This is a genomic window from Arenibacter arenosicollis (assembly GCF_014397245.1).
Classification (GTDB): Bacteria; Bacteroidota; Bacteroidia; order Flavobacteriales; family Flavobacteriaceae; genus Arenibacter; species Arenibacter arenosicollis.
The window spans coordinates 137,731-154,077 of the sequence record NZ_JACLHY010000006.1; the positions used below are offsets into that span (position 1 = coordinate 137,731).

The window sequence follows — 16,347 nt, forward strand, 5'->3', positions numbered from 1 at the left end:
AATAACAATATGAATTTTTACAGCGTTTAATATACGAAAAGGCGTAATTTTGCGTTTGGTAACTAAATCGTTTAGTTGTATGGTAACTTTTTTCAGTATTTTATTAGTTCTTATTGGTATAAACGCATTACTTTTTTTAGTTAGTTTTAACAGTAGTCCGAAAAAGAAAGAAAAGTCCGTCAAAAATATTTCAGAATCTACAACAGTAATCTTCCCCCTAGATTTAATTAACTCGAAATATAAAAAGGCAGTTTAAATCTAGTCTAAAAGGAAATATGTGCATCTTTGCATAAATACTATCTTTTACAGTATTTATGATTCTCTATTTCAAATTTTTAAGAACCTTATATATGGTGATTTTTATTTACTTTAATCAAGGAATAAAAATTAAAACCCGATGAAGCAATTTTTACTCGTCTTTTTAGGAGGGGGCTTAGGAAGTGGGCTGCGTTTTTTATTGGGCAAAACTTTCAACAACACTTTTCAAAATTTTTTTCTCGGTACCTTTATTGCTAACATTATAGGTTGCTTGCTGATTGGTTTCATTATTGGACTTTCGTTTAAGAACAATTTGCTTTCCTCAAATCAGACCCTATTACTAAGCACGGGCTTTTGTGGTGGCTTCACTACTTTTTCAACCTTTGCCTTAGAACAACATTCTTTTTTAAAAACTGGTGATTTTGTTAATTTCGCCGGCTATACTCTTGCCAGTCTTATCATTGGAATCCTAGCCGTAGCTGCTGGATTCTGGTTTTCCAAATAACATCCCCACCCTTTACTCCATTTTAAGTACTTCTTTCCATTTCCGTTTTATTTAGCAGATTCTACTGATTTCCTGCATTATCAGCAGCAAATTGACTAAAAAAGCGCGAATATTTCAGATTTTCACCCAAACAAGTGTTAATTATATTAACATATCAACAGATTTGTCAATTTTGAAACACAATACCCGTAAAATACATGGGTTAATTTTATATAAAATGTAATTATGAGGTATATACCCCCTAAAAAATAGGGGGGTATTAAATTAATATATATTTTTGCTTCATAAATAATAAATCAATTATGAAAAAAATCGAGGCAATTATTAGGAAGTCAAAATTTGATGACGTAAAAAAAGCGTTACATCAAATTGAAGTAAACTTTTTTAGTTACTGGGACGTAACGGGAGTTGGCAATGAAAAAGAAGGTCATGTCTATAGAGGCATTTCCTATAGCACATCCGACATTCAACGCAGGTATCTTTCAATTGTAATATCGGATGAGTACCTGGAACGCACCGTTAATACCATATTGGAAACTGCATATTCGGGCAATGTAGGTGATGGTAAAATTTTCGTTTCCGAAATTTTGGAAGCCTACCGCATAAGAACGAAGGAAAGCGGAAAAGCAGGCATTAACTAAAAAAATTAAGAACCAACAAACAATTACAACATGGACGTAGGATTATTTACAGCAAATAACGTTTGGATGATGATATGTACGGCTCTCGTATTCTTCATGCATTTAGGATTTTCACTTTTGGAAATTGGACTAACCAGACAAAAAAACACAATCAATATCTTATTTAAGAACGTATTCATCATCTGTATGGGGTTACTCATATATTATATAGGTGGATTTAACTTAATGTATCCTGGAGATTTCAACGGTTATCTTGGTTTTGCGGGATTCGGCATTGAAGCCCCCATACTACCAGATGGTAGTTTAGACCTTACCTACAGTGAAGGGTATACTTATTGGACAGATTTTCTTTTTCAAGGAATGTTTGCCGCAACAGCAGCTACTATAGTTTCTGGAGCAGTGGCAGAACGTATTAAACTAGGTGGATTCATGATTTTCACCATAATTTATGTAGGATTGGTTTATCCTATTGTAGGATCTTGGCAATGGGGTGGTGGATTCTTATCCACACTTGGTGGCGATGATGCCGGTTTCCATGATTTTGCAGGATCTACACTAGTGCATTCCGTTGGAGGATGGGCCGCTTTGATCGCAATCTTTATATTAGGGCCTAGAATCGGCAAGTTTGGCGAAGACGGAAAACCTAATGCGATTCCTGGCCACAACATTCCTTTGGCTGCCGCAGGAGTACTTATTCTTTGGTTAGGCTGGTTTGGCTTTAATGGTGGATCGGTTTTATCCGCAGATCCAGCTGGGACTTCAATAGTATTGGTTACAACTTGCTTGGCAGCAGCGGCAGGTGGAATGGGATCATTTATCTTCTCCACAATTCTATACAAGAACTATGACCTTACCATGATGTTGAACGGTATCTTGGGCGGTTTGGTAGGAATTACCGCAGGAGCTGACCTAATGTCGCCTTTTGAATCTATTATAATAGGTCTAATAGCCGGGGTTATCATTGTCCTAGGCGTTGCTTTGGTAGACAAATTAAAGTTGGATGATCCGGTTGGAGCAGTTGCAGTTCACCTTATCTGTGGTATTTGGGGTACTTTGGCCGTGGGTATTTTCGGAGTTAAGGCTGGTGTATCACAGTTTTTATACCAACTTACAGGAGTAGCCGCTACCGGTGTATTCTGCTGTCTTACAGCATTTATCATCCTTATTATAATTAAGAAAACTTCAGGAATCAGAGTTTCTAAAGAAGAAGAATTGGAAGGCTTGGATTTACATGAGCACGGAATGGATGCTTATGCCGACTTCAGGATGAACCAACACTAATAATACAAAAAGGTAACGGAGCGTTTTGCAGAACGCTCCGTTTATAACCTTTTCAAATACAACAACTCAATAAATACATAACATCCTAATATAGGATATAACCCATTGAATTATGAAAACGATTATTTATACAAAATACGTAAAAAATTTACTATTACTTGCATTTGTTCTTGCCTCAACATTAACCTTTGCCCAGGAAGAAGAAAAGGAAGATAAAAAATTCACCATCAGCGGAAGTGTGGATGCTTATTATAGAACAAATTTAAATGGAGACAACGGTTTCGACGATGCGTCTGGCGCCCCCAATGCTGCTCCTGGATCCTCTTTTGCCAATCTACCTGGTTTTGCTTTGGGCATGGCCAATGTAATAGCCGGTTACGAAGGCGAGGATGTAGGTTTCGTAGCAGACCTTGTTTTTGGACCTAGAGGAACGGATGCCATTTTTGCCTCTCCTTTATATTCTGCTACCGGAAATATTGTAAACCAGTTGTACGTATACTGGAATGTAAGTGAATCTGTGAAATTGACCTTTGGTAATTTTAATACTTTCTTAGGTTATGAAGTAATTTCCCCTGTAGCTAACTTTAACTATAGCACATCTTACTTATTTTCATATGGTCCTTTCTCACATACAGGCTTAAAAGCAGATTTTACCTTATCTGACGACTTTAGCTTAATGTTGGCCATCATGAACCCTACCGATCAAACTGAATTGAATCCAACAGAAAAATATGCTTTTGGAGCTCAATTGGGTTATAGCGGTCAGTTCCTAAACTTGTTAGCGGATGACGGGGCTTTCGAAATTGACTTCACAGGTGGCTTCGATTTGTCCGATGAATTCTTCTTGGGAATCAATGCAGCCCTTTATGACAATGACGATATTGGTTTTGCTGGTGTGGCTCTTTATCCACAATATGCTACTTCTGACAACTTTACCTTAGGACTAAGAGGTGAATATTTCGCTGAAACAGGAGACTATGGCGCAATTGGAACAGGACTTGAAGATTCCAGTGTTTTTGCTGTAACGCTTACAGGAAGTGCCACTATAGGAAATTTAATAATCAAACCAGAATTGCGATTGGATAGCGCTTCTGATGATTCCTTTAGTTTCTTAGATACGGATTTGGCACCACAAAAGAGTTTATCCTCATTTGTTCTTGCCGCCGTATATTCTTTCTAAAAAAAATTGAGTTTATTATTTATAGCCCCGCTTAATGCGGGGCTTTTAATTTTTATCATTTTTTAAACGCCTTCACTCCTGCTAAAATTTCAATATCCAACCTATTTTGCTTTGGAACCAAAGGACAGGAATACTTGGGATTATAAGCGCAATATGGATTATATGCCCTGTTAAAATCCAACAGAATGCTATCACCATCAGGGATAGTCAAATCCAAATACCTACCTCCACCATAGGTTTCCTCTCCATTGGTAAGGTCCGCAAAGGGCAAAAACAAATAATCCTTATACTTCTCCTGCTGCATTAACTCCTGATTTTGATATACTTCCAATTTATGATTGCGACCATTTAAGATAAAAGTCACTACTCCATATACAACCTCCTCCGTCTGTCTTTCTGTGGTCGTTGGCATAAGGAAGGGCAAGGCTTCAGGTGTTCTAGTGAATTTTGCGGTTACCCTATATGTAGTATCGGGTTTATAAAAGTCCAAAGTCGTAAAATCCTTTCTAAACCTATCCGGTAAGGGTGAAGTTTCAGGGTCTTTGAATTCCTCATTTATTTTTTTCTGAAATTGCACTATATCTTCCAAAGAACTTGATTCCACAACGGCCATTTTCCCCTGCACCTGGTCGTGATATCTTTTTTCCTTACAACCCAGAGTAAATAACACTAAAACCAAAAATAACTGCTTCATTTTCCTGCTTTTGGCATAAAAATACAACATCCGTATTTCTGAATAAAAAATTTCTTGAAACCGACCAAGCCTAAGGTATTTTACGAACGGAAAACTACATACCAGAATCTAGGAAAATTTGTTTTAAAGGGTTTACAAATGAAGCATAAAAAACATCATTTTTATCCGGTTTATTTCCCAGTATCCAATGTAAATCAAAAGACATCCGATAACCCAAGCCAAGGAACAAAGACAATGCTCCTAGCCATAAATTTCCAATAAGGCAGTGGCTTTATTCTTTAATGACATCATAACGGGCGTCCTTTAAATATTTAGCCACAATCTCGTTGAACTCAGGGGTAATCCGTAGCAGGGCCGTACCTTCCAAACTATATAATTTAGCTTTATCGGCATATCCCTTTTTCAATAATTCCTCGAGATAAAACAATGATGTTCCATAGTCTTCCATTTGGGCACTGCTGGCTATTATTTTTAGATAATAACTATAGTCATAGGGATCTGTTATTGTTTTTAACATCCAAAGAAGGCTTAAAACTTCTTGATTAACCTGACTCCCCCCTCTAACTATATCTATATTATCTTCGATTAAAGCATTAACATAACCCAAAAGACGCTTTCCCATTTCTCTTTCAGCCTCAATTTTGCTTTTATCATACTTCTTTAATTCCCCCATTTGGTATATCCACCAACCCAAATTATTGTAATTATAGGTAGCTAAATCCTCCTCCAAATAATAGACATAATCTTCCTTTATAAATGACTCCTTAAGCAAAGTATTGTTTTCATTGCGCGTCATCGTCTTAAAAACCTTGTCCTTTTTCAAATCTCGCTTTATTTTCTTCAAGGAATCGGTATCCTTGAACACCCTGTACACAGACATAACTTCCTCCAATAAATTATCTGCCTGAATTAAGCTGTTGGATCTTATTAAACGATTTATTTCCTGCAAATTTTGAGCATAGGCCCTATCCACATAAGCCTCATCCTTCCCAATTTTGCCCTTGGCCATGGCAGATAAGGTGAAGATTTCCAAGGCTTTATCCAGATATTGGGTAGGGGGCCACTCATGACCGCCGTTAAATAATAACAAATGATTAGGGAATTTTAATCTGCCAAGTACGGACTTCCCTATCAACATTTCGGGATAGGCATAATCCTCCTTACCAACAATTCCTACAAAGTGAAACAAATTGTTCCCGTCCAATATTTCCAAATTGGGATACCCTGTGCCACAGGAAATTACCCCGGTTATACCTTTTACAAAAATTGGAAGGACAGAGGCAAATCTGGCACCGCTATCAAATCCCGCACTATAGGTTCTATCTTTTTGAATAGGCAATAGCGTGATAATTTCATTGAACATTCTCCCGGTTATGAGAATATTTTGGGAAGTGGTCAAAGTGTCGTTAACATTGTTTGATGCCGCTAAGATATACCCCTGCTTTTCTGCGGCATCTTTAAACATGCGAATGGCCTGTTTACCCCTTCCAGCCATGTCAAAAACAAAAAGAATAGGCCAATTTTGGTCCATTTCAAAGCTAGTAGGAAGATATAGTGAAAAACTTTCCGATATGGAATCCTTCACAGCGATCGAATCCATCACAATACCTTTTTTCAAGGTTAACTGCTGGGAATTACCAAAAAAAACCGTCCCAAGGAACAGTAATATTATAAATTTCTTCATAGACTTATTGTCATCAAATATCTAGCCAAATTAATAGAGTATGCCTAACCTTCCAACGTATACAGGATTCAGAAAGCTGATCTTTTAGGCAAAATTCTAACGCGGACTACTTTCCAAATAATCCGTTACAATACATTAAATTAAATAATAAATACTTTAGCACCAAAAGGGTTAACCTGTTTTAGTGAAAAATTTCCTTGACAATATCTTTAAAACAACTCCTTAAGCTTCCCTTTTTCTTATAGGAGCATTGGAAACTACATCCGACAGGATAATATGGGTCCGGGTCTCTCCATATTGAATGAGCTTGTCTATAAATTTCTCCAAGTGAAATTGATCTTTTAGAACCACCAACATAATTATATTCTCATTTCCTGTAATCCGATAACAATTAACGACTTCTTCATATGTGTTTACAATTTCTAAAAATGGTCGTAATTTTCCCATAAAAGCACGTAGGGTAATTATGGCTTTTAACTGATATCCGGTGTGTGAATGGGACACTACAGCCTTGTACCCTGTAATAACCCCGATATCTTCCATTTTTTTCACCCTTTCCGCCACCGCAGGAGGCGTTAGCCCCACTTTCCTTCCGATATTGGCAAAAGATTCCCGGGCATTTTCCTGTAGTAATTTTAAAATCTTCCAATTAAGGACATCTATCTTTGCATTCAATATGTAAATGATTAAAATTATTAACTTTCAATAGCTAATGTACAATTTTACTTTATATTATAAATTCATATTCCTTAATTTCTACGTAATTTTATATAACAAAAGTTGTCATAAAAAAAATGCCTTACAAAAACTTAAGTACGATTCCGATTTATCGCAAATCCTTGGATCTTTTACAGATGAGCAGGGAAATTGCTTCGTACCTATCTTACAATAAGGATTTGCTAAAGCTTTATCAATCCAACAGCCACCGGGATATTATGGTAGACTCCTTATTAACGGATTCCATTTTAATTCCTCAGCAAATAGCAGAAGCAGAGCGCTCCGATTGTCAAGCTGCTAGAATGAGAAGTGCCACTTTCATCAATGTTATCATAAGAAACATAAACTCCTATTGCACAGGTTTGGAAAAGGATGGGGTGAAGGAAAAAGAATACCTAAATCTTTTGAGAAGCGAAATAAAAAGTTTCCGAAGATTGTACAAAGTATGGAGGCGTTCTATTCGGAGTTAAGATCTCTTTACCACAAACTCTTCATTCCAAATAAAGTCGGTTACCCGAACTACAAACCTTTCAAGGAATTACAAAATCCTTCAAGAGGCCGAAATCTCTTTTTAATAGACTGAATCACATATTCCTCCTATACTGCCCTCCCACGCCAAACAATGCTTTGGTAATTTGCCCTAAGGAACAGAACTTGGTAACCTCCATAAGCTTTTCAAAAATATTATCGTTTTTAATGGCCACCATCTGTAATTCTTCCAATTGCTGTCTTGCCGAATCGCCCATCATAGCATGTAAATTTTCCAAAGTACCAATTTGAGCCTTCTTTTCCGCCTCAGTGGCCCGGATTACCTCTGCTGGTAAAATTGTAGGCGACCCTTTGGAGCTTAAAAAGGTATTCACCCCAATAATAGGAAATTCCCCATTGTGCTTTAGAGTCTCATAATATAGGCTCTCCTCCTGAATTTTAGATCTTTGATACATGGTCTCCATAGCGCCCAACACTCCCCCTCGCTCCGTGATACGGTCAAATTCCAACAATACGGCCTCCTCTACTAGATCCGTCAATTCTTCAATTATAAAGGAACCCTGTAATGGATTTTCGTTTTTAGTCAAGCCCAATTCCTTGTCTATTATCAATTGAATGGCCATGGCCCTTCGTACAGACTCCTCAGTGGGAGTGGTAATTGCCTCATCATAGGCGTTTGTATGCAAAGAATTACAATTATCATAGATGGCGTATAGTGCCTGCAAAGTAGTACGGATATCGTTAAAATCTATTTCCTGGGCATGTAAGCTACGCCCTGAAGTCTGTATATGATACTTTAACATCTGTGCCCTGGAATCTGCCCCATATTTAAGATTCATTGCTTTTGCCCATATCCTACGGGCAACCCTGCCAATTACAGCATATTCGGGATCGACTCCATTGGAAAAGAAAAAGGACAGATTGGGTCCAAATTTATTGATATCCATACCCCTACTCAGATAATACTCCACAAAGGTAAAACCGTTGGATAGGGTAAATGCCAATTGGGTAATGGGATTGGCTCCTGCCTCGGCAATATGATAACCTGAAATAGATACCGAATAAAAATTGCGCACCTCGTTCTTTATAAAGTATTCCTGAACATCGCCCATTAGGCGCAGGGCAAATTCCGTTGAAAAAATGCATGTATTTTGGGCCTGATCCTCTTTTAAGATATCTGCTTGTACCGTTCCCCTTACTTTATTCAAGGTTTTGGTCTTTATTTCAGCATATACATTGCTTGGCAAAACTTGATCACCGGTAATACCTAAAAGCATTAGCCCCAAACCATTATTACCTTCGGGCAGATTACCTATGTATTTTGGTCTCTCCATGCCCTTTCCCTTATAAATAGCAGCTATCTTCTGTTCAACCTCTTTTTCCAATCTATTTTTAATAATATACTTTTCACAATTTTGATCAATGGCGGCATTCATAAAATAGCCTAATAACATAGGGGCGGGGCCATTGATGGTCATACTTACAGAGGTTGCAGGACTACACAGATCGAAGCCTGAATACAACTTTTTGGCATCGTCCAAACAGCAGACAGAAACTCCTGCATTACCAATTTTACCATAGATATCCGGTCTGTAATCGGGATCATGACCATAAAGGGTTACCGAATCAAAGGCAGTGGATAAACGCTTGGCAGGCAATCCTAAACTAACATAATGAAAACGTCTGTTCGTACGTTCGGGACCACCCTCTCCGGCAAACATCCTAGCTGGATCCTCTTCTGTTCTCTTAAATGGATAAAGTCCGGCAGTGTAGGGAAACTCCCCGGGAACGTTTTCCTGAAGGATCCAGCTAAGAATATCTCCCCATGCCTTATATTTTGGCAGTGCTATTTTGGGAATATTCGTTTGCGCCAAGGATTTGGTATGTGTTTCAATTTTAATTTCCTTACCCCTTACGTTAAAGTTGAAGACTTCCGATCTGTAGTCTTGAACCTTTTTTTCCCAATTCGTAATAAGCTCCCAGTTGTAGGGATCTAAATTCATTTTAATTTTATCGAATTCTTTGAACAAGAGCTCCAACAATTGTTTTTTATCATCTGGCGTGATCAACTTTAGGATGCCTTCTGTGTTTAAACCGCTTTTCTTGAGAAACCCACCAAAATCCACATTGGCCTCCGCTCCGGATATAGACTGAATGGTTAAAAAAATACCATATAATCTTTGGGCCAAGTCTGCTTGATAAACGGCCCTCTTATCATAAGCCCTGTTGTTTTCTGCTATTTCGGATAAGTAACGAGTACGGGAAGGAGGTATTATAAAAATCTTTTGGGCATCGGTATCGGCAATTTCGAAAAGGGAATTCAAAGCCGTTCCTGTTTTCGCAACCAACTTGTCCATGACCGACTTATACAGCCGGTTCATACCGGGGTCATTGAATTGTGAGGCAATGGTTCCAAGAATAGGTAGCTCATCCTGATCAGCCTCCCACAGTCCATGATTGCGCACATATTGCTTTTTTACATCCCTCAGGGCATCCGAGGCTCCTCTTTTATCAAATTTGTTAATGGCCACTATATCGGCAAAATCCAACATGTCTATTTTTTCCAACTGCGTAGCTGCACCAAATTCGGGTGTCATCACATAAAGCGAAACATCGCTGTGCTCAATTATCTCCGTATCCGATTGTCCTATTCCCGAAGTTTCCAAAATAATTAAGTCGAACCCTGCCAACTTTAAAACTTGTACGGCTTCATCCACATGTTTGGACAAGGCCAAATTGGATTGCCGGGTGGCCAAAGAACGCATGTAGACTCGGGGATCATTGATGGCATTCATGCGAATACGGTCTCCCAACAAGGCACCTCCGGTTTTTCTTTTAGAGGGATCCACAGAAATTATTCCAATAGTTTTACTGGGGAAATCCACTAAAAATCTTCGAACCAATTCATCCACCAAACTAGATTTCCCTGCACCTCCAGTTCCTGTAACTCCTAGTACCGGCACAGCGCTATCCACTGGCTCCAGACCTGAAAAGATCTGTTTAAATTCGCCATGCCTGTTTTCTGCCAAGGTAATTAGCCTTGCTATGGCATTTACATTCTTATCCTTTAGGAATTGGATGAAAGTATGGCCTTTCTCAATTATAAAGGAAGGAATAGGAAAATCGCTTTGCCGTACCAAATCATTTATCATTCCCTGTAGACCCATAGTCCTGCCATCATCCGGGGAATATATTCGAGTTATACCATAGTCCATCAATTCCTTGATTTCTTCAGGCAGAATAACCCCGCCACCACCTCCAAAAATCTTAATGTGGTCTGCTCCTCTTTCCTTTAAAAGATCATGCATGTATTTGAAATACTCATTATGCCCCCCTTGGTATGAAGTTATGGCTATGGCATTTACATCTTCCTGAATGGCACAATCCACAACTTCCGAGACACTTCGGTCATGACCTAAATGTATTACTTCCACACCGGTAGACTGAATTATACGTCGCATCATATTGATTGCAGCATCATGACCGTCAAAAAGAGATGCTGCAGTTACAATACGGACTTTATTTTTTGGAATATATGGTGGCTTTTGCTTCATAATAACAATACTATTTCCCTTTTAAGGATTAAATGAAAATCACCTTTTATGCAATTGTTCCCCACAGTGGTTATTGGAGGTATTGAAATAAATAGGTGCACACATTTTAATAGACAAAAAAAGGACAATTAATCGGGTGCAATTTAGCGAAATCGCAAATTATATAGCCATAAAATTAGAATATTATAAAAATACCCCGCAACCAGAGTACTTCATTCCTAAAATCCTAATTTTACGGCATAAAACAAATAAATCTTGAAGACAACCATCCTTATAAATTGCCCCGACCAATCCGGAATAATAAGTTCTGTAACTGGATTTATACATAAAAAAGGGGGCAATATTATTTATATAGACCAGCACGTGGATAAAGAAGCTGGTGTTTTTTTCATGAGACTGGAAAGTGATTTTGAAAAGAACATTCCGGCGGTGAAAAATTTGAAACAAGAATTCGATATGGAATTGGCCCAGCCCTACCACATGGAGTGGAGTTTACATTTGGGGTCTTTTAAGCCAAAAATGGCCCTTTTCGTTTCCAAATACAATCATTGCTTATACGATTTGCTAAGCAGGTACAACTCAGGTGAATTGGAGGTTGAAATCCCCTTTATCCTTAGTAATCACAGTGATTTGGAATATGTTGCCAAACAATTCGATATTCCCTTTTTCCATATACCGGTAACAAAAAATACCAAAAGTGAAGCTGAAAATCGTCAACTGGCCCTTTTAAAAGAATATCAAATAGATTTTATTGTATTGGCCAGATATATGCAAATTGTAACTGGCAAAGTAATAGACCACTATCCCAATAAAATTATCAACATACACCATTCCTTTCTTCCCGCATTTGCCGGTGCCAAGCCTTACCATGCTGCCTTTGAAAGAGGCGTTAAAATTATTGGGGCTACGAGCCATTATGTTACGGAGGAACTGGATGCCGGACCCATAATAGAGCAGGACGTTACTACTGTAACCCATGCGCATAGCATTAAGGATTTTATAACCAAGGGACGGGATTTGGAAAAAATTGTACTGTCTCGGGCGGTAAAGCTTCATATTAGAAGGAAAACTATGGTCTATAACAACAAGACTGTAATTTTCTCTTAGCCCAAGTACTAAATTCCTATAGCTTAAGTTATAGTTATAACCTTAAAATTTAGAAATGAAGAAATTATTATTAGCTCTAGTCCTATTTCAATTCGTTGGATGTTCGGAATTACAACAGGTGGTGAATCAATTACCGCAAGGTGGAGCCGTTGGCAATGACGAAATTGCAAACGGCCTTAGAGAAGCCCTCAATATGGGTATTGATAAACAGGTTAGTAAACTAACACAAACTGATGGTTTTTTCAATAACGAACTAGTAAAAATTATGCTTCCCGAGGAATTACAAAAAGTGGACAAGACCCTGCGGGATATAGGCCTTTCCAATTTAGCCGATGAAGGACTTAAAATACTGAATAGGGCAGCCGAGGATGCCGTTAAGGAAGCAACGCCCATATTCGTGAACGCCGTTAAGGGCATCACCTTTAATGATGCCAAAAACATCTTATTGGGTTCGGATAACGCGGCCACCATGTACCTTACCAACGCTACGCAAACAGAACTTTACAACAAATTTAATCCTGTTATTAACAATTCATTTGAAAAAGTGGGGGCAGATAAAATATGGAGTAATCTGATTACCAGATACAACAGCATTCCCCTGACCAATAATGTTAATCCAGATCTAACAGATTATGTTACCCAAGAGGCTTTGGATGGCGTTTTTACAATGATTGCCGTGGAAGAAAAAGAAATAAGGACCAAGGCATCTTCTAGAACCACAGCTGTTTTAAAAAAGGTTTTTGCACTGCAGGATTAAAGGTGTAGGATTTATAGGAAATTGATACAATAAATCTATTTTATAATCGTTACAATGATATAAGTCTTGATGACAACCTATAAATTGCCAAAATAACAATACAGATATAAAATAAAAGTTTGAGTTAGTATTTTTTGAGTTAGTTAGTTTAAAACCGGTGGGAGCACCGGTTTTTTTTGTTTTAATAGTGGTTAATGTAGATTAAAAACCATGTCCACAAAAGGTATAACTTCTATAAATGAAATTTCAGAAGTTAATTACAATAATACCTTTGATCTATTTAAACAAAAGATATTCTATTACCGTATCATTAAAAAATTGCGGTTGCTCAACATTCACCACATGCCCACAGTTCTGGACTACGATCAACTCAGAGGTTTTATGGTCCATAACTATTTGTTTAATGGTAGGCAAGAACAGATAATCCTCTGCTCCCATTACATAGAGCGTAGGAATCTTTATATCCACTGTTCTGAAAAAATGCAGTAACGGATTAATTTCCGAAGTCAACTTAAACCATCGAATAAATTCCTTTTGATATAATTTCTTGGCCTCCCGAACAAAAAGTGACCGAGATTCCTTATGGTTCTTGTTCGGCATAATCACAAAGGCAAAAAACGTATACAGCCATAAATAAGGAACTATGGATTTTAATATAACACCCAACCTCATCAGTATTTGGGACCTTAGGTTCAATTTCATAATGGCACCCCCCATAATCATACTTTCCACCCTATGTGGATGCTTTTCAGCCAAATTCCGAATTAAAATGGTACCTAAGGAAATTCCAATAAAATGGGATCTTTCAATTTTTTCATAATTGATAACCTCCAAAATATCCTCGGTTATATTATCAAAGGTATACTTATCCTTAAAGGCGTCCGTAAAATGTGGTTTAGAGTTTCCATGCCCCCTAAGGTCCAAAAGCAGTACATTAAAATGTTTTTTAAATTCCCTTAACTGCTTGTACCAAATAGTAGAGCTACCTCCTGCACCATGTACAAAAGTCACCCATTTAGTAGACGTATTATGGATATGTGTATTATAACTGATCAATATACATTTTTTATAAAAGTAGCATTAATTTCGACATCCTTTATAAGGCTTAAAAATTTCGAAATATACCATTGGTATTAACCCAAGGTTAAAAAATAGATAAATTACCTGATTATTAGACCAATACCCCCTTATTGAACGGACATAGACCTTGTTTCTATTTATATTTGTAAAAAAAAGTTTATGAAAAATCAATATTGCAAAGTGGGCTCAATAACACCTATGGGCAATGGCACCGACGAAATAAACCTACTGGAGCATCAATACCAAAGTTTTATGGAGAAGGCATCAAGCAAAAAAAATTCAGATACGAAACTTGCCGAATTTTTCGAATTGAAAGCCATGAAAATTCAAAAAATAATCCAAAACCTGGTTTAATAAATACCCTAGCGTTTTTTTAGCTCCATACTCATTTCCAACTGCATCTCTTTGGCTTTTTCAGCCGACGCCTGCGCAAAATCCAATTGGTCCGAGGCGTAAATGATTCCTCTTGAAGAATTTACCAAAAGACCAACATTTTTACTCATTCCATATTTACACACTTCGGACAAACTGCCGCCTTGTGCCCCAACTCCTGGAACTAGCAGAAAACTCTCAGGAATAATTTTCCTTATTTCTGTCAAAAAAGTCGCCTTTGTAGCCCCGACTACGTACATCAGGTTTTCCGAATTTTCATATGATTTGGAAACCTCCAAAACCTCTTTATACAGCTCCCTGCCATTAACCATTTTGGTCTGAAAATCGAACGCTCCCATATTGGAAGTAAGTGCCAACAGTATGGTATGCTTATCCTTAAAAGCCAAAAATGGCTCTACGGAGTCCCTTCCCATATATGGAGCAATAGTTACCGAATCGAAACCCAAATCTTCAAAAAATGCTTTGGCATATCTCGTGGAAGTGTTCCCTATATCGCCACGTTTGGCGTCTGCGATAGTAAATATTTCGGGATAATTGCTATTTAAATAGTCGATAGTTTTTTCCAATGCCTGCCATCCCTTTATTCCGTATGCCTCATAAAAGGCCGTATTGGGCTTATAGGCAACACATAAGTGGTGCGTAGCATCGATAATGGCCTTGTTAAAAGCAAAAATGGGGTCATCCTGATCCAATAGATGCTTGGGAATCTTATCCAAGTCGGTATCCAAACCAATACAAAGAAAGGATTCCTTTTTTTGAATCTGTTCTACTAAAAACTGAGTGGTCATAGGAATTAAAATATCTCAGAGGCTTCTTTTAGTTTCTCCGTATTCTCAACCAAACTTAATTCGTCTATGATACGTTGAATGTCCCCGTTAATAATGTTTTGCAAGTCGTAAAGCGTTAAGCCGATCCTATGGTCCGTAACCCTACCCTGCGGGTAATTGTAGGTTCTAATTTTGGCGGAACGGTCACCACTGCTCACTTGGGAGTTTCTCTTGGCAGCATCTTCCTCCTGTTTTTTCGCCAATTCCATATCATACAACCGCGAGCGCAATACTTTAAATGCCTTTTCCTTGTTTTTGTGCTGTGATTTCTGATCTTGACACTGTGCAACAAGTCCCGTTGGAAGGTGGGTTAAACGCACAGCGGAATAGGTTGTGTTCACAGATTGACCTCCTGGTCCTGATGAACAGAAAAAATCTATTCGGACTTCTTTGGGGTCGATCTGTACATCAAAATCTTCTGCCTCTGGAAGCACCATTACGGTGGCGGCACTGGTATGCACCCTACCCTGGGTTTCGGTCTGTGGAACTCGTTGAACGCGGTGAACTCCAGCTTCAAACTTGAGGGTACCATATACATCCTCTCCAGTTACCTCGAACTGAATTTCTTTATACCCTCCACTTGTTCCCTCACTTAGGTCAATAACATTGGTTTTCCACCCTTTGGATTCACAATATTTAGTGTACATTCTAAAAAGATCACCTGCAAAAATACTGGCTTCATCACCACCCGTACCCGCGCGCACCTCTACTACTACGTTTTTGGAGTCTTCAGGATCTTTGGGTATCAACATCAATTTAATTTCCTCCTCCAATACTGGTAATTTTTCCTTGGCCTCCTCCAACTGCATTTTGGCCATATCTACCATTTCCCGATCACTGCCATCGGCCAAAATCTCTTCTGCCTCAGAAATATTATTGGTAAGCTCTAAATAAAGAGTTCTCTTATCCACTAACTGTTTTAAGTCCTTATATTCCTTATTAAGTGCCACATAACGCTTCTGGTCAGAGATAATACCAGGCTGAATTATAAGGTCCGAAACCTCATCAAAACGTTGCTTTACTATGTTTAATTTATCTATCATATACAATCTACACTTGGACTGCGAATTTACGATAATTTTGTACATTTAAGCATATCCTATTAAGAGATGAATTCAATTTTCAATTTTAGAACCTATCAATTGAGTTTTCTCTTTGCCAAACCGTATCTCTGGATATC

General features: G+C 38.0%; 15 protein-coding genes. 8 read left to right on the forward strand and 7 right to left on the reverse strand.

The genetic code is table 11. The annotated features are described in order from the left end of the window. The first annotated feature begins 397 nt into the window (after window positions 1-397). The 4 genes from crcB (at window position 398) to H4O18_RS08425 (ending at window position 3,865) form a co-directional block, all read left to right on the forward strand. Window positions 398-763, forward strand: a complete 366-nt coding sequence (gene crcB, locus H4O18_RS08410) for a fluoride efflux transporter CrcB (protein ID WP_187583407.1) — start codon at window positions 398-400, stop codon at window positions 761-763. Between the two features lie 302 nt (window positions 764-1,065). After that, window positions 1,066-1,404, forward strand: a complete 339-nt coding sequence (locus tag H4O18_RS08415; RefSeq protein WP_187583409.1) for a P-II family nitrogen regulator — start codon at window positions 1,066-1,068, stop codon at window positions 1,402-1,404. 30 nt (window positions 1,405-1,434) lie between these two features. Beyond that, a complete protein-coding gene (locus H4O18_RS08420) occupies window positions 1,435-2,685 on the forward strand; it encodes an ammonium transporter (protein WP_187583411.1) in 1,251 nt (416 codons plus the stop codon). Window positions 2,686-2,797: 112 nt separating this feature from the next. Next, on the forward strand, window positions 2,798-3,865 hold the full coding sequence (locus H4O18_RS08425; protein WP_187583413.1) for an outer membrane beta-barrel protein: 1,068 nt from the start codon (window positions 2,798-2,800) through the stop codon (window positions 3,863-3,865). Window positions 3,866-3,920: 55 nt separating this feature from the next. Here H4O18_RS08425 and H4O18_RS08430 read toward each other — a convergent pair whose 3' ends face one another. From H4O18_RS08430 to H4O18_RS08440, 3 genes are all read right to left on the reverse strand, one after another. Further along, window positions 3,921-4,559 carry a DUF1684 domain-containing protein gene (locus tag H4O18_RS08430; protein ID WP_187583415.1) on the reverse strand — a complete coding sequence of 213 codons (639 nt, stop codon included), beginning with the start codon at window positions 4,557-4,559 and terminating at the stop codon, window positions 3,921-3,923. A gap of 271 nt (window positions 4,560-4,830) precedes the next feature. After that, entirely contained in the window at window positions 4,831-6,243 is a 1,413-nt protein-coding gene (locus H4O18_RS08435) for an alpha/beta hydrolase family protein (RefSeq protein ID WP_187583417.1), read from the reverse strand. A gap of 222 nt (window positions 6,244-6,465) precedes the next feature. After that, window positions 6,466-6,918, reverse strand: coding sequence for an Lrp/AsnC family transcriptional regulator (locus H4O18_RS08440; protein ID WP_187583419.1), 453 nt, complete (start codon window positions 6,916-6,918; stop codon window positions 6,466-6,468). Window positions 6,919-7,037: 119 nt separating this feature from the next. On the opposite strand from H4O18_RS08440, the gene H4O18_RS08445 reads away from it, so the two are divergent. Continuing rightward, complete coding sequence (locus H4O18_RS08445) at window positions 7,038-7,430, forward strand: hypothetical protein (RefSeq protein WP_187583421.1); 393 nt, start codon at window positions 7,038-7,040, stop codon at window positions 7,428-7,430. Between the two features lie 114 nt (window positions 7,431-7,544). Here H4O18_RS08445 and H4O18_RS08450 read toward each other — a convergent pair whose 3' ends face one another. After that, entirely contained in the window at window positions 7,545-11,003 is a 3,459-nt protein-coding gene (locus H4O18_RS08450) for a methylmalonyl-CoA mutase family protein (RefSeq protein WP_187583423.1), read from the reverse strand. A 255-nt stretch (window positions 11,004-11,258) separates the two neighbouring features. Between H4O18_RS08450 and purU the strand changes: the two genes are divergently transcribed. Further along, window positions 11,259-12,110, forward strand: coding sequence for a formyltetrahydrofolate deformylase (gene purU, locus H4O18_RS08455; RefSeq protein ID WP_187583425.1), 852 nt, complete (start codon window positions 11,259-11,261; stop codon window positions 12,108-12,110). Between the two features lie 55 nt (window positions 12,111-12,165). Then, complete coding sequence (locus H4O18_RS08460; RefSeq protein WP_187583427.1) at window positions 12,166-12,867, forward strand: DUF4197 domain-containing protein; 702 nt, start codon at window positions 12,166-12,168, stop codon at window positions 12,865-12,867. A gap of 276 nt (window positions 12,868-13,143) precedes the next feature. Here H4O18_RS08460 and H4O18_RS08465 read toward each other — a convergent pair whose 3' ends face one another. After that, window positions 13,144-13,923, reverse strand: a complete 780-nt coding sequence (locus H4O18_RS08465; RefSeq protein WP_187583429.1) for an alpha/beta fold hydrolase — start codon at window positions 13,921-13,923, stop codon at window positions 13,144-13,146. Window positions 13,924-14,106: 183 nt separating this feature from the next. On the opposite strand from H4O18_RS08465, the gene H4O18_RS08470 reads away from it, so the two are divergent. Next, on the forward strand, window positions 14,107-14,301 hold the full coding sequence (locus H4O18_RS08470) for a hypothetical protein (RefSeq protein WP_187583431.1): 195 nt from the start codon (window positions 14,107-14,109) through the stop codon (window positions 14,299-14,301). Window positions 14,302-14,309: 8 nt separating this feature from the next. On the opposite strand, the gene pyrF is transcribed toward H4O18_RS08470, so the two are convergent. Then, on the reverse strand, window positions 14,310-15,128 hold the full coding sequence (gene pyrF / locus H4O18_RS08475) for an orotidine-5'-phosphate decarboxylase (protein WP_187583433.1): 819 nt from the start codon (window positions 15,126-15,128) through the stop codon (window positions 14,310-14,312). 5 nt (window positions 15,129-15,133) lie between these two features. After that, window positions 15,134-16,210: a peptide chain release factor 1 gene (gene prfA, locus H4O18_RS08480; protein WP_187583435.1), complete on the reverse strand. Its 1,077-nt coding sequence runs from the start codon at window positions 16,208-16,210 to the stop codon at window positions 15,134-15,136. Window positions 16,211-16,347 lie beyond the last annotated feature (137 nt).